The 20,462-nt window shown below is 58.1% G+C and carries 23 protein-coding genes and 2 pseudogenes; 18 read left to right on the forward strand and 7 right to left on the reverse strand.

Annotated features, from left to right (window positions below; translation table 11 throughout):
• Positions 1–573 precede the first annotated feature (573 nt).
• Entirely contained in the window at positions 574–1,611 is a 1,038-nt protein-coding gene (locus tag SY26_RS06805; protein ID WP_198143109.1) for a sugar phosphate isomerase/epimerase, read from the reverse strand.
• Positions 1,612–1,938: 327 nt separating this feature from the next.
• Here SY26_RS06805 and SY26_RS20355 point away from each other — a divergent pair.
• The 8 genes from SY26_RS20355 to SY26_RS22150 all read left to right on the forward strand — a co-directional run bounded on the left by SY26_RS20355 (position 1,939) and on the right by SY26_RS22150 (position 7,902).
• A protein-coding gene (locus tag SY26_RS20355; RefSeq protein ID WP_157001717.1) for an IS5 family transposase occupies positions 1,939–2,696 on the forward strand; the annotation gives its coding sequence in 2 pieces (ribosomal slippage) (positions 1,939–2,257 and positions 2,257–2,696; 759 coding nt in all).
• A 112-nt stretch (positions 2,697–2,808) separates the two neighbouring features.
• Positions 2,809–3,840 (forward strand): IS110 family transposase, encoded by a 1,032-nt coding sequence (locus SY26_RS06820; RefSeq protein WP_045999896.1) that lies wholly within the window; start codon positions 2,809–2,811, stop codon positions 3,838–3,840.
• Between the two features lie 508 nt (positions 3,841–4,348).
• Positions 4,349–4,903, forward strand: coding sequence for a leucine zipper domain-containing protein (locus SY26_RS21550; protein ID WP_198143110.1), 555 nt, complete (start codon positions 4,349–4,351; stop codon positions 4,901–4,903).
• A gap of 4 nt (positions 4,904–4,907) precedes the next feature.
• Entirely contained in the window at positions 4,908–5,828 is a 921-nt protein-coding gene (locus SY26_RS06830; RefSeq protein WP_045999897.1) for a Mu transposase C-terminal domain-containing protein, read from the forward strand.
• Positions 5,828–6,658 carry an AAA family ATPase gene (locus tag SY26_RS06835; protein WP_045999898.1) on the forward strand — a complete coding sequence of 277 codons (831 nt, stop codon included), beginning with the start codon at positions 5,828–5,830 and terminating at the stop codon, positions 6,656–6,658. The genes SY26_RS06830 and SY26_RS06835 overlap by 1 nt, the downstream gene beginning before the upstream one ends.
• A 362-nt stretch (positions 6,659–7,020) precedes the next feature.
• Positions 7,021–7,443, forward strand: coding sequence for a type II toxin-antitoxin system VapC family toxin (locus tag SY26_RS06840; RefSeq protein ID WP_045983534.1), 423 nt, complete (start codon positions 7,021–7,023; stop codon positions 7,441–7,443).
• Positions 7,440–7,628, forward strand: coding sequence for a type IIL restriction-modification enzyme MmeI (locus SY26_RS21555; RefSeq protein WP_045983535.1), 189 nt, complete (start codon positions 7,440–7,442; stop codon positions 7,626–7,628). Before SY26_RS06840 ends, SY26_RS21555 begins: the two co-directional genes overlap by 4 nt.
• A gap of 7 nt (positions 7,629–7,635) precedes the next feature.
• Positions 7,636–7,902: a type IIL restriction-modification enzyme MmeI gene (locus tag SY26_RS22150; RefSeq protein WP_369799421.1), complete on the forward strand. Its 267-nt coding sequence runs from the start codon at positions 7,636–7,638 to the stop codon at positions 7,900–7,902.
• A gap of 666 nt (positions 7,903–8,568) precedes the next feature.
• Here the strand turns inward: SY26_RS22150 and SY26_RS20375 are convergent.
• Positions 8,569–9,333 carry an SDR family oxidoreductase gene (locus SY26_RS20375; protein ID WP_198143112.1) on the reverse strand — a complete coding sequence of 255 codons (765 nt, stop codon included), beginning with the start codon at positions 9,331–9,333 and terminating at the stop codon, positions 8,569–8,571.
• Between the two features lie 259 nt (positions 9,334–9,592).
• Here SY26_RS20375 and SY26_RS21015 point away from each other — a divergent pair, with 259 nt between their 5' ends.
• The 5 genes and pseudogenes from SY26_RS21015 to SY26_RS20380 all read left to right on the forward strand — a co-directional run bounded on the left by SY26_RS21015 (position 9,593) and on the right by SY26_RS20380 (position 12,848).
• Positions 9,593–9,847, forward strand: a complete 255-nt coding sequence (locus SY26_RS21015; protein WP_157001632.1) for a hypothetical protein — start codon at positions 9,593–9,595, stop codon at positions 9,845–9,847.
• A gap of 156 nt (positions 9,848–10,003) precedes the next feature.
• Positions 10,004–10,825: a GAF domain-containing protein gene (locus SY26_RS21565; RefSeq protein ID WP_052715176.1), complete on the forward strand. Its 822-nt coding sequence runs from the start codon at positions 10,004–10,006 to the stop codon at positions 10,823–10,825.
• Between the two features lie 105 nt (positions 10,826–10,930).
• Positions 10,931–12,034, forward strand: a pseudogene (locus SY26_RS21850) (sensor histidine kinase).
• A gap of 14 nt (positions 12,035–12,048) precedes the next feature.
• Positions 12,049–12,432 (forward strand): response regulator, encoded by a 384-nt coding sequence (locus SY26_RS06860; RefSeq protein WP_045999899.1) that lies wholly within the window; start codon positions 12,049–12,051, stop codon positions 12,430–12,432.
• Positions 12,433–12,626: 194 nt separating this feature from the next.
• Positions 12,627–12,848 carry a cold-shock protein gene (locus SY26_RS20380; protein WP_084693740.1) on the forward strand — a complete coding sequence of 74 codons (222 nt, stop codon included), beginning with the start codon at positions 12,627–12,629 and terminating at the stop codon, positions 12,846–12,848.
• 140 nt (positions 12,849–12,988) lie between these two features.
• On the opposite strand, the gene SY26_RS06865 is transcribed toward SY26_RS20380, so the two are convergent.
• The 3 genes from SY26_RS06865 to SY26_RS06875 all read right to left on the reverse strand — a co-directional run bounded on the left by SY26_RS06865 (position 12,989) and on the right by SY26_RS06875 (position 15,106).
• Complete coding sequence (locus tag SY26_RS06865; protein WP_084693741.1) at positions 12,989–13,690, reverse strand: phosphatase PAP2 family protein; 702 nt, start codon at positions 13,688–13,690, stop codon at positions 12,989–12,991.
• A 110-nt stretch (positions 13,691–13,800) separates the two neighbouring features.
• On the reverse strand, positions 13,801–14,667 hold the full coding sequence (locus SY26_RS06870; protein WP_045999900.1) for a YsnF/AvaK domain-containing protein: 867 nt from the start codon (positions 14,665–14,667) through the stop codon (positions 13,801–13,803).
• Positions 14,657–15,106, reverse strand: coding sequence for a YsnF/AvaK domain-containing protein (locus SY26_RS06875; protein WP_045999901.1), 450 nt, complete (start codon positions 15,104–15,106; stop codon positions 14,657–14,659). Before SY26_RS06875 ends, SY26_RS06870 begins: the two co-directional genes overlap by 11 nt.
• 467 nt (positions 15,107–15,573) lie before the next feature.
• Here SY26_RS06875 and SY26_RS06880 point away from each other — a divergent pair, with 467 nt between their 5' ends.
• The 3 genes from SY26_RS06880 to SY26_RS06885 are packed head-to-tail and all read left to right on the forward strand — an operon-like array spanning position 15,574 to position 17,438.
• The gene (locus SY26_RS06880; protein ID WP_045999902.1) at positions 15,574–16,371 is read left to right on the forward strand and encodes a formate/nitrite transporter family protein; all 798 of its coding nucleotides are present in this window, start codon (positions 15,574–15,576) and stop codon (positions 16,369–16,371) included.
• A gap of 21 nt (positions 16,372–16,392) precedes the next feature.
• Positions 16,393–16,611 carry a hypothetical protein gene (locus tag SY26_RS21855; protein ID WP_157020439.1) on the forward strand — a complete coding sequence of 73 codons (219 nt, stop codon included), beginning with the start codon at positions 16,393–16,395 and terminating at the stop codon, positions 16,609–16,611.
• Positions 16,608–17,438: a YsnF/AvaK domain-containing protein gene (locus tag SY26_RS06885; protein WP_045999903.1), complete on the forward strand. Its 831-nt coding sequence runs from the start codon at positions 16,608–16,610 to the stop codon at positions 17,436–17,438. The genes SY26_RS21855 and SY26_RS06885 overlap by 4 nt, the downstream gene beginning before the upstream one ends.
• Positions 17,439–17,543: 105 nt before the next feature.
• Here the strand turns inward: SY26_RS06885 and SY26_RS06890 are convergent, their stop codons facing one another.
• A complete protein-coding gene (locus tag SY26_RS06890; RefSeq protein WP_045983855.1) occupies positions 17,544–17,912 on the reverse strand; it encodes a response regulator in 369 nt (122 codons plus the stop codon).
• A 218-nt stretch (positions 17,913–18,130) separates the two neighbouring features.
• Between SY26_RS06890 and SY26_RS20385 the strand changes: the two genes are divergently transcribed.
• Together SY26_RS20385 and SY26_RS06900 are read left to right on the forward strand one after the other, a co-directional pair.
• A complete protein-coding gene (locus SY26_RS20385; RefSeq protein WP_084693744.1) occupies positions 18,131–18,478 on the forward strand; it encodes a DUF883 family protein in 348 nt (115 codons plus the stop codon).
• Positions 18,479–18,633: 155 nt separating this feature from the next.
• The gene (locus tag SY26_RS06900) at positions 18,634–19,677 is read left to right on the forward strand and encodes an IS30 family transposase (protein ID WP_045999905.1); all 1,044 of its coding nucleotides are present in this window, start codon (positions 18,634–18,636) and stop codon (positions 19,675–19,677) included.
• A gap of 337 nt (positions 19,678–20,014) precedes the next feature.
• On the opposite strand, the pseudogene SY26_RS20390 reads toward SY26_RS06900, so the two are convergent.
• Positions 20,015–20,462, reverse strand: a pseudogene (locus SY26_RS20390) (hypothetical protein); the annotation flags it as partial.

A 20,462-nucleotide genomic window follows, 5' to 3' on the forward strand; every position in this document is an offset into this window, starting at 1 on the left:
TTTCAATCTTGCGTCCCCGCCTAGGTGTAGTTGCTTTAGTCAGCTAATCGTTAAGTGTCATCGTTCCTTGCCTCTAAGTGTCAAGCCTGCACGGAATGCTGGAATGCAAGCTACAGTACGTGCGATAAGATTTCGTGCGCCATATACGGTAGGTAACATCCACATTGTGAGAGCCGCAATACCCCATCAGTTCGCTCCCTTTCGGCGCATTTAGCCAGCTTGGACGACGGTGCTGCTATTCATGGCACCCAGGATACGGTTCGCCAAACGCTTGGGATGAAGGTCGCCTAACTATCTAAATTTGGTTTGGAATGGGCCGCTTCCGTGCCGTTGCGGCAGGCCGCTTTGAGCTATTCAAGCGGCTGTCTCCACAGTTCGGTGGCGTCTGCTTTGCGGGACGAAGCGGTCACTTGCGGTCGATGACCTCCAAGTAATCCTAAAGCTGCCACGGGCTCGTTTTGCCCTGCCGGCTCCCCAATTTTCCGGATGGTGATACGGCGATCCGAAGGCAGCAATGCCTCCGCTGCGCTTTGTGAATGGGGGTGCCAAATCATGACACCCCCACGTTGACGCTTAGGTCGTGGCTAGTCCCGCAATATGCTTGCGGCCCGTCCAGATCGTGTTCGCAGCACCGGCGGGGTTTGCGGCCTTCGGAAAGCCTTCCTCCGGCACCGTGCGACCGGCATCATCATGCTCGATAAAGAACAGGTGCTGCGAGGGATCGTCCAGTGCGCTGAAGACAGCGGTCCAATCAATTTCGCCTTTGCCCACATCAGCGAAATCGAACTTCCGATCAGCGGTAAGGGTGCCCGGCCGGCCAACGCGGTTGCCATCCTCGGCCCAGACAAGATCTTTTACGTGAAAATAGGGAAAGCGAGCCTGATGCTGGCGCACCCACGCTACCACATCCTCGCCCGCTGCCGCAGCCCAGCCAATATCAAATTCGAACGCCACCAGTTCGGGGTCGGTCTGCTCCAGCAGGATGTCATAGATCGGCTTGCCGTCGAAACGGGTGAATTCGGCGTTATGGTTGTGGAAGAAGAACTTCAGCCCGTTTTCTTGCGCATGCTCGCCCCAGATGTTCATGTTCGCGGCGAATTCGGTGAACCCTCCGACCGTCAGCGGCACATTGTAATAATGCCCTGTCCCGCAGTGATCGAGGCCAAGCTCCTTGGCGACAGCGAAGTTTTGCTCGCGACCCTCAGCGGAATACCACGGGTTGTCGCCCTCCATCGTGCGCGGCCCGAAGTGGTTTGAGGCAACGCGCATTCCGCGATCCTCGACCAGCTTGCGAAACTCTGCCGGTGTTTGACCAAGGAGTTGGCCTCCGATCTCGATCTGTGCGATCCCCGCTTCGGCCAGCAGGGACAACGTGTCAGCCAAGCCCAACGCGGCCTCGTCCATCAAGGCTCGTACGGTGAAAATCTGGACACCGATGCGTTCCGGCGGGATCAGGCCACCAGGCTTAAAGCCGAAGTTATCCGCTGCATTTGGCGGGGCGATGTCGGCGGCACTCTGTGCCAGTGCGGGCATCCAGCCGGTCGCCAGGAATGCCCCACTTCCTGCCGCTGTTGCCATAAAACCGCGACGTCTCATTGAAAAATTCGTCATATCTTCCTCCGTATCTCCATTGCTCCCAGGGCGAAGACTACGGGCTATTAAACCGCATGCAATCGATTTCATCGACGCTACGTGCCTGCCGGAACCCACAAACTACGAGGTGATTATGTCGCCCGCTTGTCCATAAGGATGGAAACGAAGTCTTTGTAACGCCTACTTTGACGATTCCGCGTATTAGGAACGAGATGCGGTCGGTAAACTTAGGGAGTACTTGCCACGCGAGCATCCGCAACAAGCTGACCGCCCGTAGACTAGGCTCCAGACCCATTGATTTTACGCCCTTTGCGTGATTCAGGCCGCCGCAAGGAGACCTGATCGATGAGCAACTTGTTCTGGCTGACCGAAGCGCAGATGGCGCGCCTTCGCCCGTTCTTTCCCAAGAGCCATGGCCGTCCGCGAGTGGATGACTTGCGGGTGCTAAGCGGCATTATTTTCATCAATCGCAATGGCTTGCGATGGTGCGATGCACCAAGAGAATATGGACCGGCAAAGACGCTCTACAATCGCTGGAGGCGCTGGAGTGACAACGGGGTCTTTGCACGGATCATGGTCGGCCTGGCCGCAAAGGACACCGATCCCAAGACGATCATGATCGACGCGACGTATCTGAAGGCGCACCGCACGGCTTGTAGCCTGCGTGCGAAAAAGGGGGGCGCGGTCGCCAGATCGGTCGAACGAAAGGCGGCATGAACACAAAGCTGCACGCCGTCACCGATGCGAAAGGCAGACCGATCCGGTTCTTCATGTCGGCAGGGCAGGTCAGTGATTATACCGGCGCGGCGGCGCTTCTGGACAGCCTGCCGCAGGCCGACTGGTTTCTGGCAGACCGGGGCTATGACGCTGACTGGCTTCGAAAAGCATTGCAGGACAGAGGGATAAAAGCCTGCATCCCCGGCAGGACGTCGCGCAAGAAGACCGTGAAATACGACAAGCGCCGCTACAGAAGGCGCAATCGCATCGAGATCATGTTCGGTCGTCTGAAGGACTGGAGACGTGTCGCCACACGTTACGACAGGTGCCCGGAGACCTACCTCTCCGCAATCGCATTGGCCGCAACCGTTCTGTTCTGGCTGTGATCAAGAACGAGATGCCGTAACGGGGCCTGCGCTGCGACCTGCCCGTTACCGTTGTCAAACCGAGGGCAATCTGGCGCCATTCCCGTATTGGATCCATCTGGAGGACTGCGGAATGAAGCTGTTTGTCGGACTGGACGTGTCGCTGGAGAAGACCGCGATCTGCGTCATCAGCGAGCATGGGAAGATCGTGAGGGAGGCGCAGGCGGCCAGCGAGCCGGAGGCGCTGGCGCGCTGGATTGGGGACTTGGAGGGCACCATCGCGGTCGTCGGTCTCGAAGCCGGCCCCCTGTCGCAATGGCTGCATCGTGGCATGACCGAGGCGGGCCTGAGTGTGGTGCTGATGGAGACCCGGCAGGTGAAGGGTGCCCTGAAGGCGATGCCGATCAAGACGGACCGACGGGATGCCGAGGGCATTGCGCGCCTGCTTCATCTCGGCTGGTTCCGGCCCGTCCATTGCAAATCCGTCTCGGCGCAGGAAGTGCGGGCTCTGCTCAGTGCCCGCAAAGCCGTGCAGCAGGGCTTTATCACTCTGGAGCTGTCATTGCGTGGACTGCTGCGGAACTTCGGGCTGAAGGTCGGCGCGATCTCCCGCGGCAGGTTCGAGCACCGCATCCGAGAGCTGACGGTAGACAACCCGATGCTGTTCGCCGCGACCGAGCCGATGCTGCGAGCGCGGGCATCCCTTCGACAGGAGCTTGCAGGATTGGAACGCCGGGTCCGTCAGTTGGCGCAAGACGACCCTGTCTGTCGCCGTCTGATGTCGATGCCGGGCGTGGGCGCGGTCGTGGCGCTGACCTACCGTTCCGCAGTTGATGACCCCTCGCGGTTCACGTCGTCGAAGAAGGTCGGGCCATGGGTCGGCCTCACGCCTTCACGCAACCAGTCAGGCGAACGCGACATCTCCGGCGGGATCACCAAAGCAGGGGACGTCAACCTGCGGCGTGCGCTGTGCCAGGCGGCGACGGTCATGATGCATCGTGGTCGCTCGACGTGGCTGAGAACATGGGCAGTGCAGGTCGCGCGCCGTCGTGGCGCAAAACGGGCCATGGTCGCCCTTGCCCGGCGCATCAGCGTGATCCTGCACCGGATATGGACTGACGGCACAACCTTCCGATCCGAGATTGAGGTTCCGCAAGCAGCCTGATCGGTCAAGCGCTTCACCGTCGCCTGCCTGACCGCAGGCCTTCGAGGTCCCCATGGGACGCGGTTCCGATGATGTCGTGGTCAGGACTGTTGCCGAACCACATCGAGCACGCCAATGAGATGGGCACATCGGACCTGCATTGAACCAGCATCATGTTGGCGGCCTGCGCGCCGACCACGGACCGAAGCATGCACCCAGGTGACCTCAGACGAAGTTGGCTGTGCCAGACGTGCGACGATCATAACAAACCTGAAACCGCCAATTCGCGGACGACGGCGCATGCGTGAAATGGCTTGACTGAGACGACCCCGTTACCGAAGTCCTGACCCTAATCTGTAACAGTAGCCGCCCCTTCATTGCAAAAAATATCGGACCATTCATCTGAGATTTTGTTCCGCCAGCATTTGCTAGCCTTCAAGGGACCTGTTCAGAGCCAAGCTGGCCGTCCTCTCAACGATCCCCTTTCGGACGCGTCGAGGGCTGCGGGCTGAGTTGGCAGGGAGCCCCCATGAGACGGGACACGTCAAAGTCGACCGAAGCTCTCTTTGCGGCTCTCCCCGAGGACCGGCGCCGCGAGGCCATGGCCCGCCTGGCTGTGCTCCAGCCCACCCTTGAAGAGGAAGTGCCTCTCGTGAAGGCCGCGGCGGAGGCGGGCGTCCCGCTCCGGACCGCGCAGCACTGGCTGGCGCGCTACCGCAAGTGCGGGGTGCAGGGCTTGGCCCGGCTCGTTCGCAGCGACGCTGGCCGGCGCCGGCTGCCGCCCAAGCTCGTCGCCCTGATCGAGGGCTTTGGGCTCCAGCGGCCGCGCCGGTCCGCCGCCGCCATCCACCGGCGGGTGATCGAAGCCGCGCGAGCCGAGGGCTGGCCCGCTCCGTCCTACGCTGCCGTGCATGCGATCCTCGCCACCCTCGACCCGGCGATGGTCACACTGGCGCAGGACGGGCCAGCCGCCTTCCGTGATCGCTTCGAGCTGATCCACCGCCACCGGGCGGAGGCGCCGAACGCTCTCTGGCAGGCCGATCACACGCTTCTGGACGGTTCTAATCCTGGACCAGAAGGGTAAGCCCGTGCGACCGTGGCTCACGACGGTCATCGACGATCACTTGCGGGCGGTGACGGGCTACATGGTGTTCCTGGACGCGCCCTCGGCGCTCAACACCTCGCTCGCGCTGCGGCAGGCGATCTGGCGCAAGGCGGACGCTGCTTGGACAGTCTGCGGCATCCCCGACGCCCTCTACGTCGATCATGGCTCTGACTTTACCAGTGACCATCTGCAGCAGGTCGCGGCCGATCTGCGTATTCGGCTGATCCACTCGGCAGTGGCTCGCCCTCAAGGCCGGGGCAAAATCGAGCGCCTCTTCGGCACCATCACGACAGAGCTCCTGCCTGAGCTGCCCGGGCACCTTGTCGCGGGTCGGCCGGCCAGCCCGCCGCGGCTGTCGCTGGCCGAGCTCGACCGCGCGATCGGCGCCTTTGTGGTTGGCACCTACAACCTGCGCCCTCACTCGGGGACCGGCGCGGCTCCGCGCGAGACCTGGGCCGCGGGCGCCTTCCTGCCGCGCCTGCCCGATAGCCTGGAGGAGCTTGACCTGCTCCTGGTCCAGCATGCCAAGCCCAGGATCGTGCAGCGCGACGGCATCCGCTTCGAGGGCCTGCGCTACGCAAGCCCGACCCTTGCCGGCTTCGTCGGCGAGGCGGTCACGGTCCGCTTCGACCCGCGCGACCTGTCGGAGATCAGGGTGTTCCACCGAGACCGCTTTGTCTGCCGCGCCATCAGCGAGGAGCACGCCGGCGAGGCGGTCACGCTCAAGGACATCGAGGCGGCGCGGCGCGCGCACCGCCTGGCCCTGCGGGCCGGCATCGGCGAGCGGATCGCGCGCGTGGCCAATTTCCTGCCCATCTCTGGTGGCCCCGCCCAGACCGCGGCTCCGCCGGAGCCGCCTTCGCGCGCTCGCACCAGGCTGCGCCTTTACGAGGAGGACGACTGATGGCCAGCCTGACGGAGGTCGAGCGCGCGAGCGCCTTCATCGCCACCAAGGAGCACCGCCGCTTCGTCGAGTTCGCCACCGCCGTGCGCCGGCACCGCACCATCGGTCTGTGCTTTGGGTCCGCAGGCGTGGGCAAGACCCTGTCCGCGCGCCGCTACGCCCACTGGAACGAGGCCGAGCCGATGATCGAGGGGCGGGGCCTGAGCGTGGACGCCTGCACAGCCCTCGAGGAAAAGCTCGCTCGCGCACGCACGGTGTTCCATACCCCGACCATCACCGGCACGCTGCGCGATCTGCGCGACACCATGGGCGAGAGCCTTGTCCTGATCAGCGCCTGCATCGAGGCGCAGATTAAGCGTGAGGGCGGCACAGTCCTTCGCCGCGACCATAACCGCTTGGTCGAGCTGATCATTATCGACGAAGCCGAGCGGATGCAGACTGCGGCGCTCGAGCTCGTGCGCGATATCCTCGACCGCACCAGCCGGGGTGTGATCCTGATCGGCATGCCGGGCATGGAGAGGCGCCTCGCGCGCTACCCCCAGCTCTACAGCCGCGTGGGCTTCGCCCACCATTACCGCCCGCTCACTGGCGACGAACTCAGTTTCGTGCTCAACCGCCACTGGCGCCGGCTCGGCCTCGATCTCGACGAGGCTGACTTCACCGACGCTCAGGCCATCGCCTCCATTGCGCGCATCACAGGAGGCAACTTTCGCCTGCTCCAGCGCCTCTTCGTCCAGATCGGACGCATTATGAAGATTAACGACCTTGGCACCATCACCGACGACGTCGTCCACGCAGCCCGCGCCACCCTCGTTATCGGTGCCACATAGCCCCGGAAAAACCTCGCCACAAAGCGGTGGAGGTCACAGCAGTGAGAGCAGAACCACTGTTGTTGATTGTGATAGCGTTGCATGCGATGATGACATGCGAGCGGAGGTACCATGGCTAGCATTACAATCAGAAACCTTCATGATGACGTCAAGCGGCGGCTTCGCATCCGGGCAGCTGAGCATGGTCGCTCCATGGAAGAGGAGGCCCGCGAAATCCTCCGCGAAGTCGTGGGGGAAGCGAAGCCTGCTCATAATCTCGCCGCAGCTATCCGAGCCCGTGTAGCGCCTCTTGGAGGTGCCACCTTGGACCTACCGCCGCGCGAGCCTATGAGAGACCCGCCAGCGTTTGATCAGGCGTGAGCATGATCATCGTCGATACGAACGTGGTCTCAGAGCTGCTGCGCCCTGAGCCTGAGCCTCGCGTTGAACAGTGGCTTTCCAGGCAAGACGGCCAAAACATTTACCTAACAGCAATTTCCGAAGCTGAGCTTCGTCATGGGGTGGCGATCATGCCTTCGGGGAAACGCCGCACGGCACTCGCAGATGCTGTTGATCATATCCTTCGTGAGGATATGGCGGGCCGCATTTTGCCCTTCGACAGTGCCGCTGCGCAATCCTATGCAATCATCGCAGCGGCACGGCGTGCCGCTGGTCGTCCGATCATGCAGGCCGACTGCCAGATCGCCGCAATAGCGCATGCCCACGGCGCACCTGTTGCCACCCGGAACACGCCCGACTTCGAGGGCTGTGGCATAGATTTGATCAACCCTTGGAATGCTAAATGAACGCCGTCGAGGTTAAACAGGCCATCTGCCATCTGGCAGAGCAGCCCTTCGACCCCGCCGAATTTACTTATGCCTTCCTGACCGCCTTTGGGAACAAGGATACGACGATCAAGCGGCTTCGCCGCGGACGGGACCAGCAAGTCGGATTTCACGGGCCGGTGGGGCGGTGTTCTCCAGACAGATAACGTCCACCTGGCGGCCTGCGCGCCTGGCGCTGTCGTCGAAGCGCTAGCCGCTCTTAGGGTCAGCCCTCTGACAGCCCGCGCCAAGGCCAAGTTCATCCTTGCCAATGATGGTAGCGAGTTCGAGGCAGAAGACATCGCCAGCAGGGAAACCATTGCTTGCCGCTTTGTTGATTTCACAGATCATTTCGCTGTCCAGACGCACCGCTTATCGCATCTTCAAGCGCCGGCAGAACGCCATCAGGCCATAAGGAAACACTGCCATAAAGCAATATAGATCACATGGAACTGCGCGTAAGCTCTCAGGAAAATGAAGTATAGTATAATATTTTTTAATTAGACCAGCCTGCGCGGTAAACATCTTCTGATGCTTTATTGCATCCGTATTAAAATAAAATTTCACGCGTCGCAAACCGCGGAATAGGGCGGCCAGCATCAACCTGCATAAGTAAAGGGAGATTGATTATCGATATCGAGTGCATTGCGGTGCTCTGTCCCCAGAAAGCGCTTCAAGTCGACTGCGGAGCGCATCGCGTTTGCGCAGTTCGGTCGTCGGATCAATGGCCACACGTTGACGGATCGTTTGATTATCCCCATAACAACTTGCATAGCCTATACCCAGCCTTTCACTACTACGACTAAAACCGCCTGCGCAAAAGCGGAACCCAGCTGTCTCTACGGGTTTGGTTTCATAGGCATATCCACGTGCAATATTCGCTTCTACTTCCTGCAGAAGACGCGCGACATTCCGTTGTTCTGCAGCAACATGCCCTTCGCACCGTTCAGCAGAGGTGCCACATGATACGAGAACTCCGAGCGCTAAACATGATGCAGTAACTGTCGTCAGTCTCATAGCCGTAACCTCCCTATAGTTTTGAAACAGATCTTTACGAGCAGGGTAAAATTTCCATTATAGGTTACATTCAAGGTAACACTAGAAAACTTAAAGCTTTCGAAAGAGTTCTACAGATATCAGAACCGCGTCTGAAACTTTTTTCCTGGCGCTTATTGATCCGGCAACTTCCTTATCCTTCAAATATGTCTTTCCATGAATATCCACCCTTCTATCAAGGGCAAGTTTGACACCCCACTGCGCTGCCAAATCAGGGTCAATTCCATCCGGACGACCGCATCTTGTGCTTAGAATGCCAGGGATCCACTCAGACACAATGACGGTGGGGAGCTTTATTTCGAGTTCACGTGCCAAGGCTAATGAAAAGCAGCGTGTACCTGCTTTTGAGACTGAATAACCGAGATTGCCATTTACGGGGTTCTCTCCCGCAAAACTCCCCACATTCACTATTCTGCCTTTGTCTTGCGCAAACATATGTGGCAAGAACGCCTTGGCGCAGTTTATCTGGCCCAATAGATTGGTCATTATTTGGCTATTGATGACCCGGGCGTCGGATGAGAGAAAATCATAATCGTCCAAAACAGCGGCATTATTAATCAATATGCTAACATGCCCTATTTTTTCCTTTATCTCATCAGCTACTTTTTGCACATTCTCGCTGTCAGCGACATCGCATACCATCGGAAAGAACATATCATTCCCGCATCTTTCAGCGGTAATGTCTAGCTCCGCAGCGTTCCGCGCCAGACCAACAACACGAACGCCGTTTTTTGTGAGCCTATAGGACAGTGCCCGACCCAAGCCGGCACTTGCCCCTGTAACAACGGCAAGATGGTCTTGGGGGTCGTTTGACAAGAATATCTCCCATATTTAAAAGTGCAAAATTGAAAATTATATCACCCACAATTGCAGGTGTTATCGTCATATGTATGAAGGCTTGAGTATAATGCCAGATATCAGTAAGTATTGCCGTACAATAAATGTGTAATTTACCAGCAGTTAGATGAAATTTTTCTATCTTTAGATGATATATGGATGTGGAGCGCAACTTATGGTAAATGCATAGGCCAAGAATAGGTGGGCAAATTTTTTGTTTTTGTATGAGATGGAATAAATGATGAATGCCGTCATATTCAACATTGGCGACCACGGCCCGCTTGAAGGGCGATTGGAGCGTGGGGTAGGGGTAACTTATATACTTACCTTTTTTGGGCTGAATACAGGTCTCAAGTCGTTTCAGGGCCTTCCCACAGTTTTGGTTGACGCCGGTGATGAACCTATTACCTTAACGGCTGGCGAGTATTTCCTAGCTTCTGCGAAGACTGGTATCGGCATTTCCGGGCAGATTACACTGCACGTTTTGTCCTAGACCTGTTATTGAAATACAGCTCGGTGTTTCCGGAATGCCTGTTTAGTGAGGAAATTGAGGTGGACTGCTTTTAATTAAGCGAACCCATAGTTCGCTGACAAAGCCCGATATATCCGCTAACGCGGGGGTACGATTACTCTTGGATGGATAGATGCCTTGTCTCGCAAGCAATGGGTCACAGACTCGGTCGACGTGACAGATGAGAGTGCACGCCTTGATGCACTCCGTGCGCGAGACCATCTGGACACGACGCCTGAAGTCGGTTTCGACGACATCGTCCGTCTCGCCAAACGGCTCTGCCATACGCCCGTTGCAGTGATCAGCCTGATCGAGAGCGAGCGGCAATGGTTCAAGGCCAGCGTAGGCTTCGATTTCAGCGAAACGCTGATCGGCCAGTCCATCTGCAAGCATGTCATCGGGCAACACGGCCTTCTGATCATCCCTGATCTGACCCTGGACCCCCGCACCTGTTCAAATTTGTTGGTCCTGGAGGAGCCGCATTTACGCTTTTATGCCGGAACGCCGCTGATCACTTCGGAGGGGCTGACGCTCGGCACGATCTGCGTCATCGACCATGTCGCCCGGCCCGCGGGGCTGACCGATGATCAGGCGGATGACCTGAAAGCCCTTGCCCGGCAGGTGATGAGCCTTTTGGAAATGCGACGCATCATTGCTGATCGCGACATCCTGCTTGATCAGGCGGAAAGACATCGACGGCACTCGGAGCACGAGCGAATGGAGTTGGCCACTATGTTCGATCAGGCGCCAAGCTTCATGGCCACCTTAAAAGGTCCGGATCATGTTTTCGACCTGGTGAATCCCGCTTATTGCCGGTTGGTCGGGAGCCGGCAGCTCATCGGAAAGTGCTTTGCCGAAGCCCTGCCGGACGCTGCACGGCAGGGTTATGGACGGATGCTGGATGAAGCCAGCCGTTCGGGGGCACCGTTTGTACAGAGAGGGGCCCATTACGCAGTCTAGAGCGATCCCGATGCCCCACCGGAGGATCGCTTTGTTGATTTTGTCTGTCAGCCGACCCGGGACGAACAGGGGGCGGTGACCAGCCTCTTTCTGGAAGGCTCGGACGTGACGGAGCATGTCCTCCAGACAAGGCGGGTTGCTGCCCTTGCCGACCTTGGGGAGACTCTACGCGACCTGAACGATGCCGATGAGATTGCCAAGGCTGCAATGGCATGCCTGGCCAAGGCCATCGGCGGAAATTGCATTGGCTTCGGTAAGGTTGATCTGGACAAGGAGAAGATTGATGTCGGGGTCGACTGGTACGATGCCCACGGTGCCAGCGTCGTTGGCTCTCATAATTTCAGATCGTTTGGATCCCATATTGAGGATCTGAAGCGCGGCGAGACCGTGGTCATTTCCGATGTCCAGAATGACCCGAGAACCGCCAGCGAGGCCGATCGTCTGGAAACGATTCACGCCAGGGCTCTTCTGAACCTGCCGATCATGGTGCGCGGTGTCCTTGATACGGTCATCTTCATCCTGAACGCTCACGCGCGGGACTGGACATCAGAGGAAATCCATCTCGTCCGGCAGGTCGGAGATAGGGCACATGCGGCCATTGCGCGAGTACTGGCCGAACATGAACAACATATCCTTAATGAGGAACTCAGCCATCGCATGAGGAACACCCTGGCAATCGTTCAGGCGATCACCAGTCAAACTCTCCGGTAGGTCCCGGAGAGAGATGCCGTGACGGCACTGACCAGGCGCATCGGCGCGCTGTCGCGCACACATGACGCCCTTCTCAAAACCCGATGGGTGTCCGCCGACCTCGCGGATGTAGCCAGATCGACGCTCTCAACATTCGATCAGGCAGGGAGCATCCATCTGCAGGGCCCAAATCTGAAGATTGGACCGAGGGCCACCTTATCGCTTTCCCTGTTGCTGCACGAAATGGCAACCAATGCCATCAAGTACGGCGCCTTGTCCGTGCCGGACGGACAGGTATCGATCACCTGGACCATCGAGCCGGGAGCGGACGAAGACATGCTCAGCATGGTCTGGACGGAAACGGGCGGCCCTCCGGCATTGCGGCCATCATCCAAAGGCTTCGGGTCAAGACTGATCAGTATGGGGTTGATCGGAACCGGTGACGTGGAGCTTCGTTACGATCCGTCGGGGCTGACAGCTTTCATGCAAGCACCGCTGTCTCAAATGCAGCAGCCCTGACGCGGAAAGACTTGATGGCCCAGTATGCTCCTTTGAAACGCCAGATTGTGCTCGTCGTTGAAGACGAGCCCATTCTGGGCATGGCTGCGCTCGATATGGTCGAGACTGCTGGATTTGAGGCTGTCGAGGCGACCGACGCCACCGATGCGATCAGGATCCTAGAAGCCTGCCCCGATATCCGCACCGTCTTCACCGATGTCGATATGCCGCGTGGCGTGGACGGCCTGAAGCTGGCTGCGCTCATCCGGGAGCGTTGGCCGCCTATCCACATTATCGTAACGTCCGGAAAGCCTGGAATGGGGTTGATGAAACTGCCCGTCGATTGTGTGTTCTTTGGCAAACCTTATGACGAACAGCGCGTGGTGGCAGAAATGCACAGGATGAGCAGAGCCTGCTGAGGTCCTCTGGCCGCCAATTATGGATGCTGTCCGGTGCATTTTTTTCATATGCTGATCCATTTGAAAAACATTGATTAAGCAGATCAGGGGTCGCAAAGATCATAGCGTTACTCTGCTTTTGAAGCTCGACAATCTACAGAGGACACGCTTTGCTCGAAAGCCAAGCTTTGCATCACAACCTGACAGGAGGAAAAATGGCAATCGGTACGGTAAAATGGTACAATGAGGCGAAAGGCTTTGGTTTTATTGCGCCTGATAATGGCAGCAAGGATGTTTTCGTTCATATCTCCGCCGTTGAACGCGCAGGACTTGGGACATTGACTGATGGCCAAAAGATCAATTTTGACGTCGAAACTGGCCGGGATAGACGCGAAAGCGCTGTGAACCTGTCACTTGCTAAATCCTCGTCCTTGTAAGGAGTTTGACTTAGGGGCGGCGTTGAACCCGTAAGCGTACAAGATGCGCCCGAGCTTGATAACCTTAGCAATAAGACGATTTTATAGGTTTGAATAATGTCATTGCTGACATTCAGGCTCCGTAGGAGCCTCATTTAGGCTCAGGGGCTTGCGGGTGGGTTGCTGGGGCTCGAACTTAAGAGCGCATAAACCAGCAACGCCCATCCAGCGCCGCCCACCAGTCCGGCGACAGCATCCGTGAGGTAATGAACACCCAAAGCGACGCGGGTCAGGCCTATCATCATGCAAGTTGCAATCGCAGTGCCCATGATCATCAAGCGTGTGGTCGTTTTCCATGACATGCCCGCAAACGCCAGCGCGATGCTGATATAGACTACGCTGCCGTTGAAGACGTGGCCACTCGGGAAGCTATTACCATTTATGGACATGAGATGCGGCACAATGGCAGGTCGTGGACGGCCAAAGCATTCCTTTAGCCAATATTCCAGAAGCATTCCACTGACGATCGCTGTCAGAACCACCAACACCTGAGGCTGACGCCGAAGCGTCAGCAAGATCGCCATCGCCATGATGGCTAAAAGATTGCGAACCGGAAATCCGCCCAAGGCGGTCATATCACGAATTGCCACACTCAACCATGCCGGCCCGGATAGTGTCAGTTCTGAAGCGTCACGAAACGCCAACAGGCTCCAGGCATCCACGCGGGCCGTGTAGCCCGTGACCATCGAAATTGCGATACATGCAAAAGCTGTCCAGCACGTCAATGCAATGACCAGCAACCGATGGAAAGCGATGAACTGGCCAAATTTCCGTAGCGGGTTTTGAGGCAGGTATGCTCTCATAAATTTCTCGGGTTATAATGGTCTGCGCATGGGTGACTAGTCTTCATATTCAAAATAAGGGCCGCATCAGTAATGATGCGGCCCTTACCAATTCATCAGTAGCTTTGAGTTCAGCGGATGGGGCGGGAAGGATCGGACCGTTCGTCGTCGATTTCGACTTCCGTGTGTCGTACGCTGTCGGTTACCGTTTCCTGACGCGTATCGCTGGTTTTACGCAGGCTTACTTCCTCGACGACACGCGCCTCTTTTGAGACGACCGCCTCCTCAACATACTCCTCGGCTTCGACTGTCCGGTCCTGGAAAGCGGTGTCGGCATCGGTGACGGCCCGATCAACCGGGCGCCGTTCCAACGCGACGCGATCCTCACGCAAGTTCACCGTCTCACTCACAGGTTCCTCGACAGTATAGGCCCGAACGCGAACGCGACCATGACTGGTGTCTCGCTTGCCGACGCGCAGCCGCTCCTCGACGATCGGAATGCTCTCTCCGTCCGCTTGAGCGGAGGTATCGGCATAGCTGCCATCATTACCGACAGACGAACCCACGGTCCTGGCTTCGGTCGCATAGGGGCTGACCTCATAGCCGCCCCAGCCTTCCGACCGCCAGCTCTCCTCGCGCTCGGCCAAATCGACAGTGCCCTCGTCGTCCAGGATGTCGAGAACCTGATCGTAGTGGGCGGCCGTCAGGCCCGTCACGGTAACAAGAACCCCACCCCGCGACAGCCCCTCGGCATAGGTGTAGCGGTCTTCGTCGGGAAAGAAGAAATCACCAAGGCTATCCCAGAACCCCTTGTCTTCGGTCGACGAGGTTCGTTGTTCAGTGGATTGAGCGGCACCCTCCACTGTTCTGATCTGCGTGCGCGATATCCCAAGCGCTTCAAGCCGCGATACGGCGTTCTGGGCATCGGCGTTCGTATCGAACATGGCGGAGACGGACATGCTTCCGCTGGAGGTACCAGCGTCATTGTCATAGGTCATCGTGAGTTTCCTCTTTGCTGATGATTTGACCCTCAGTCTGAGGGCCGAGATGGTCGATCACGGCGCGCTGACGCCGGATGGTGACCGGAATGTCGGAGGTTTCCCGGCGTTCGGTGCGGCGGACATGAATCTCCTCGCGCAGCACGAGCTGTCGCGTGATGACGATCCGCTCCTCGACCACGGGAATAATGGTCAGATCCCCTTCGGTCACGATATCAGGGACGACGTCGATATCTCGCTCGATGGGGACCCGGACCACATCTATCTCGACGTCAGAGAAATCGACGGGCACAAGGCTGTCCACTGTCTCGGTGACTGTCGAGACCCTGACCCGGTCTGTCACCCTCTTCCGCTTTGTGACCGTCAGTTGCTCTTCCATGAGCGGGACGGTCTGCTCGGCTTGGTCGTGGTCCTGGTCGTGGTCGTGGTCAGACGTCATCACATCCCTCCGTGATGATCGACAACCTTGTCGTCCACGGTTCGTTCCGATTTCAGGAGGGCAATATAAGTTAGTCTTTACTGCTCCCCTGCCGGGTCTTGTGGAGTTTCCAGCGATCTGAACTGTCGTGGATTGCGGCCAAGGTAACGTTCGGATCAAACTTCCGAATGGCCTATGCTGACTTGGCATCGAGGTGCAGCCGTACCAGTCTATTTGCTAAAATTTTCCATAACGCGCAGTGGGTGCGACCGATGACGGACGCAACGAGCGCTAGGAGCAATTGATAACGCATATGCGAGAGTGATCCGATCACTCAGTATCATGGTGCTTCCATGCGGCAGAACTCGTGGCGCTGCTACGGTATGGTTACAGTTTGCCTAGGGGCTAAAAGGACGAGCTTTTGCGGCTATTCCGGAACAAGACGAAGCTTCGGGCTCTTGTTTTTTACCCAGTACCCGAGGAGCCCTATGCCCGACGCCCTTACCTTGCCCGAACCGCCCTACCTTGCCAAAACCGTACGAGAGGCGTTGGAAGACAAGGCTGCTCTAAACAATGCTTCGCGAATTATTCTTGGCCTTCTGGCTGGCATCTATATCGGCTTTGGCGGGATATTTGCCCTCATCGGCCTCGCCGGCGCTAAGGCCATACCGTACGGCATTGGACAGACGCTTGCAGGCCTCGTTTTTGCCCTCGGCCTTGTCCTGGTGGTTGTGGCGGGAGCCGAACTGTTCACCGGCAATACACTGATGCTCGGCTCGGTCGCCGCCGGGAGACTTGATGCGGGCAAAGCTGCTGCCGCACTCGCCGTTGTCTATGCGGCCAACTTTTTAGGTTCCGTTCTTTTGGTGCTCCTGACGCTTGCCTCAGGCTTCCATGAGGCTGGCGAAGGTGCCATTGCGCAGGCGGCACTTGAACTGGGTGCCGAAAAGACCACCAAGGGCTTTACCGCGCTCATTGCCAGTGGGGTGCTGGCGAATATGCTGGTCTGCACTGCCGTATGGATGGCCTATGGCGGACAAACAGTGACCCAAAAACTGGCCGCGGTAATCCTGCTCATCGCGGCATTCGTTGCTGCCGGTTTCGAGCATTCTGTGGCCAACATGTTCCTTCTGCCCTATGCTTGGCTTATCCAATTTGCTACCGGCGCCGCCACCCAAATCACCGTCATCGGCATCGCCTCGAACCTTGTCGCCGTCACTCTTGGCAATCTTGCCGGCGGCGCCCTGATCGCCCTGGCTTACCATCACGCCTATCTCAAGAATTGACCGGTTGCGTGACGGTTATCCATGCTGCTTGGCAATCCGTTATGCTCGGCGCGTACTACGATACATGAGGATAAAGCCGAACCGGAGGCTTTGCTGAAAATGCATATTCCCTATCGAATTACGGGCACACCGAAGTCTATTTCGAATCAAGCCAAATTCCGCCGGTTGTCAGGTGATGAGGGGAACATCCAGTGTTCGAACCTGTTCTCTGATCCTGAAATGGAAGGATCATTCCAATGACCTATGACAGCACCACGGGCCAGACATCCGTCTCCGCACTCTTCGACAGCCAGGATGACGCACAACGCACCGTTGATCGGCTTCTTGAGGCTGGGGTGGACATGAGCCGAATCCGTATGGACGCCGGCAGCATGGACACCACACCCGCCCAGACCGATCAGGGCAAAGGCTTCTGGGATAGCCTTGGCGATCTCCTGATGCCTGAGGAAGACCGCTACAGCTATGCCGAGGGCCTGTCGCGTGGCGGCCAGCTTCTGACTGTATCGGGTGTCACCAACACGGAGTATGAGACGGTTCTCGACATTCTGGATGACGAAGGCACCGTGAACCTTGACGAGCGCGAGGCTAGCTGGCGCAGCGAAGGTTGGGGCGGCTACGAGGCCAGCACGTATGCAACCGGACATCCCACCACCACCGACCATTCCGCGGCATCCGCGGACGAGACGATCCCGGTCGTCGAGGAGAGGTTGCGTGTCGGCAAACGCGACACCAGCCACGGCCGCGTCCGTGTCCGCGCCTATACGGTGGAGACACCGGTCAGCGAGATGGTCGAGCTGCGAGATGAGCATGTCGAGCTGGTACGGACCCCGGTCGATCGTCCCGCCAAGGTGGATGAGGACTACCAAGAGCGCTCGTTTGAGGCAGAAGAGCACCGGGAGGAAGCCGTCGTTTCGAAAGAAGCCCGCGTCGTTGAGGAAATCGGGCTGCGCAAAACCAGTGATACCCGTCAGGAAACGGTATCCGACACGGTACGCCACACCGAGGTCGAGGTGGACGACGAGCGTACGGCCCTGGAACGCGATGATCTGGATCGCAGCCGGAAGTGATGCTGCTGATGGCCGAGGCTTAGCTCTCACCTCACCACTGAGACCATAAAACAAGAGGGCCGCGCTGGAGCGGCCCTCTTCGTATATCTGGTCCCCCCGCGACCTTTAGGACGCAGGGAACAGCTCCTCGGCCACGTGCATCATGTTGATGGGCTTGCTCAGCAGCGGCACAAGTGCATATTCGTCAGGGATGCTGGCCTTACTCTCACTGCTTGCGAAGATGATAGGGATGCCTGCTGCCAGCAGCTCATCGGCCAATGGGTAGACCATCTCTCTACCAATCCTGATGTTAAGGATGCCTCCGTCTGGTTGCGGCACCGCCTGGAGAAGCGCGTATCCATCCTCCAGAGTTGCAGCAGGGCCGATGACCACGCCCCCGAAGGCTTCTATCTGCGTGCAGATATCAAGGCTGAGAATGAATTCATCCTCCACCACGAGAATATGCCTTCCGGCAAGATCAGGTTTGTTCATCATCTGTCTCCGCAGCTTGAAGATATTACAACAGTACGCTTCTACAAATGTTCCTGTGCAAACATGCCGCCAGCCTCGCTCTGCAACTCATTACTCACACCTTTTCCCCTTGAAGACCCTACTAAGCTCTAATCCGGTGTTTTGGCCACACACGGAACCAGACCCTCACTGGGGATTTAATTATATTCGGGACAGCGTCCCCACTTAAAAAGGATCATGCAATGGTACAGACCCCGCCTGTCACAACGAAACAGGATGTCGATGCAGCCGACAATAATATGTCAGATTCTCGCGAAGGAGGTGTTGCTGGTCTGGTTGAGCGTGGGGTGGCGCTTGCCAATGCGGCTTATGGGGTGGGCCATGAATATATAACTCCCCTCCAGAAGGCGGGACAAGGCTATGCTGAACGCCTGTATAAAGCAGGTGAGCAGCGCGCACAGGAAGCAGCCTTTTATGCGGAACTCGGTTACGAGGAAACCAGGGACCTTGTTCGAGGCTACCCGGTCCAAGCTTTGGGGATTGCAGCAGGCGTAGGTGTTCTTCTGGGACTGCTAGTGGCGCGTCGCTGAACTAAACTGCCAATTTGCGTGCAGCAGCCCTGATCCGTAACGACTGCGTTACATAAGACGGATTATACCTTATTATAATGTAGAAGGGGGACGCGCTATCCTGAAATGCGACTTTCTGTGCTCAACAATGGSTTGAGCCATGAAAGGATCATAGAATGAAGGTTCGGTTCTCTCACCTTTCCCTTTCCGAGCGCCGCAAGATCGAGCGCTGGCGGCAGATGAAGCTGAGCCCTGACGAGATGGCGCGCAGGCTTGGCCGGCACCGCTCGACGATCTTCCGCGAGCTGCGGCGCAATCACTTCCATGACGGCGAGATCCCGAAGCTCAGCGGCTATTGGTGCGTCGTAGCGCAAAGCTATTCGGATGGACGACGGACCCGGCAGCGCAAGCTGGTGCGTGATCCCGGGCTCCGTGACCAAGTCGAGCGCTGCCTGAGGTCCGGCTGGACCCCCGAGCAGATCGCCGGCCGTATGCGTTATGAGAAGGCCCCGCGCCGGGTCTGCCARGAGACGATCTATCAGCACATCTATTCCGAGGACGGTCGTCGAGGTGAGCTSTGGCGCCACCTGCCCTCTGGCCGCCGGCGCCGTCGRGGCTACCGGCTTCGCAAGCGCCCGCCACCGAGATTTGCGCCTGAACTCAGCATCTTGTTCCGCCCGGACATCATTGCGCATCGCAAGCAGTTCGGTCACTGGGAGGCTGACCTGGTGCTGTTCCGGCAGAAGTACGGGCCGGCCAATGTCACCACCATGATCGAGCGCACAAGTCGCTTCCTGGTCGCGTTGAAGAACACCGAAAAGCGCACCAAGCCGATCATGGCGCAGATCGCCCAAGCATTGACGCCCCTGCCCCGGCATGCCTGCCGATCGATCACCTTTGACCGTGGTTCCGAGTTCATCGATTGGCCGCATCTGCAGGCGGAGGTGGGCGCCCAAACCTGGTTCTGCGAGGCGCAGTCACCGTGGCAGAAAGGCGCCGTCGAGAACGCCAACAAGCGTCTCAGACGATGGCTYTGCCGCGACACCGATCCGAACACCCTTTCCCAGGAGGAGCTCCGTCAGCTCTGCGCGGGCCTCAATGCCACGCCGCGCAAGTGCCTCGGCTTCCGAACGCCTGCCGAGGTGTTCAAGGCTAACATACTCGGACGCGGCTACAGACGGGAGAAACTATCCCGGCAACCATTGTCGCATTTGGGCTAGCGCTTCCACCAGTCTGATGCGTTCGCTCCTGATGTCGATGGTGTCACCGTCGATCACGCTTGCTCGGCCTGAAATGCTGTCTGCAGACACCGGTCCTGCAATGGTGCAGCACAGGCCGAAAGCCGCAAAAAAGCTTCTACTGAAACGCATCACATCGCGAAACAGTCTTGTATCGCTCTCCAGCCGCAACATGCTGTCATTCACAGCCACTACTACCGTGCCGCTAGAACTGCGGTTTGATTTAAGGGTGCTGCGTTCGCCCATCGGCCCGGTATATTCGGGCCGGAACTGCCGCAGGGGCGCTTTAGCGTCCCGATGCGCGGCGTCATGATTGGCTTCAAGCATAAGAAAAAGAGGTAGATTGGGATTCAGTCCGCTTGGCGGACTCGCGTAAATCTATGGCCTTTCCCATCAATGCCAAAGCCTTCGCGAGATCTGAGTCCTCGATCTTGAACGCTGCCAGTCCAGCAAGGTCGAGGGTTTCGACATGCTCTGCTTCCATGGCGGCACGGTCCTTGCGCGCTGCCTGGTCATCATCGGGCGCAATTGGCCGACCAGCCCACCTCCCGAGAAGCGCAAGGGCGCGCTTAGGGGCGGATAGGCGATAGGCATTGCTGACCTGCCGGACCTGCGGTCCCCGGCCCTCGTTCGGGGCAGGTTCAAAGCGGCGCAGCCAGTCCAGAAAGCCATGTGAGAACGGCGGTGCAAAAGTCGGCCACGGTAGCGGCGGGATGATCCTGCTGCGGGCGGCGTAAAAGTCGTCCACCTTTACCCTTTCTGGCGAC

The sequence above is a fragment of the Paracoccus sp. 228 genome (assembly GCF_000967825.1).
Classification (GTDB): domain Bacteria; phylum Pseudomonadota; class Alphaproteobacteria; order Rhodobacterales; family Rhodobacteraceae; genus Paracoccus; species Paracoccus marcusii.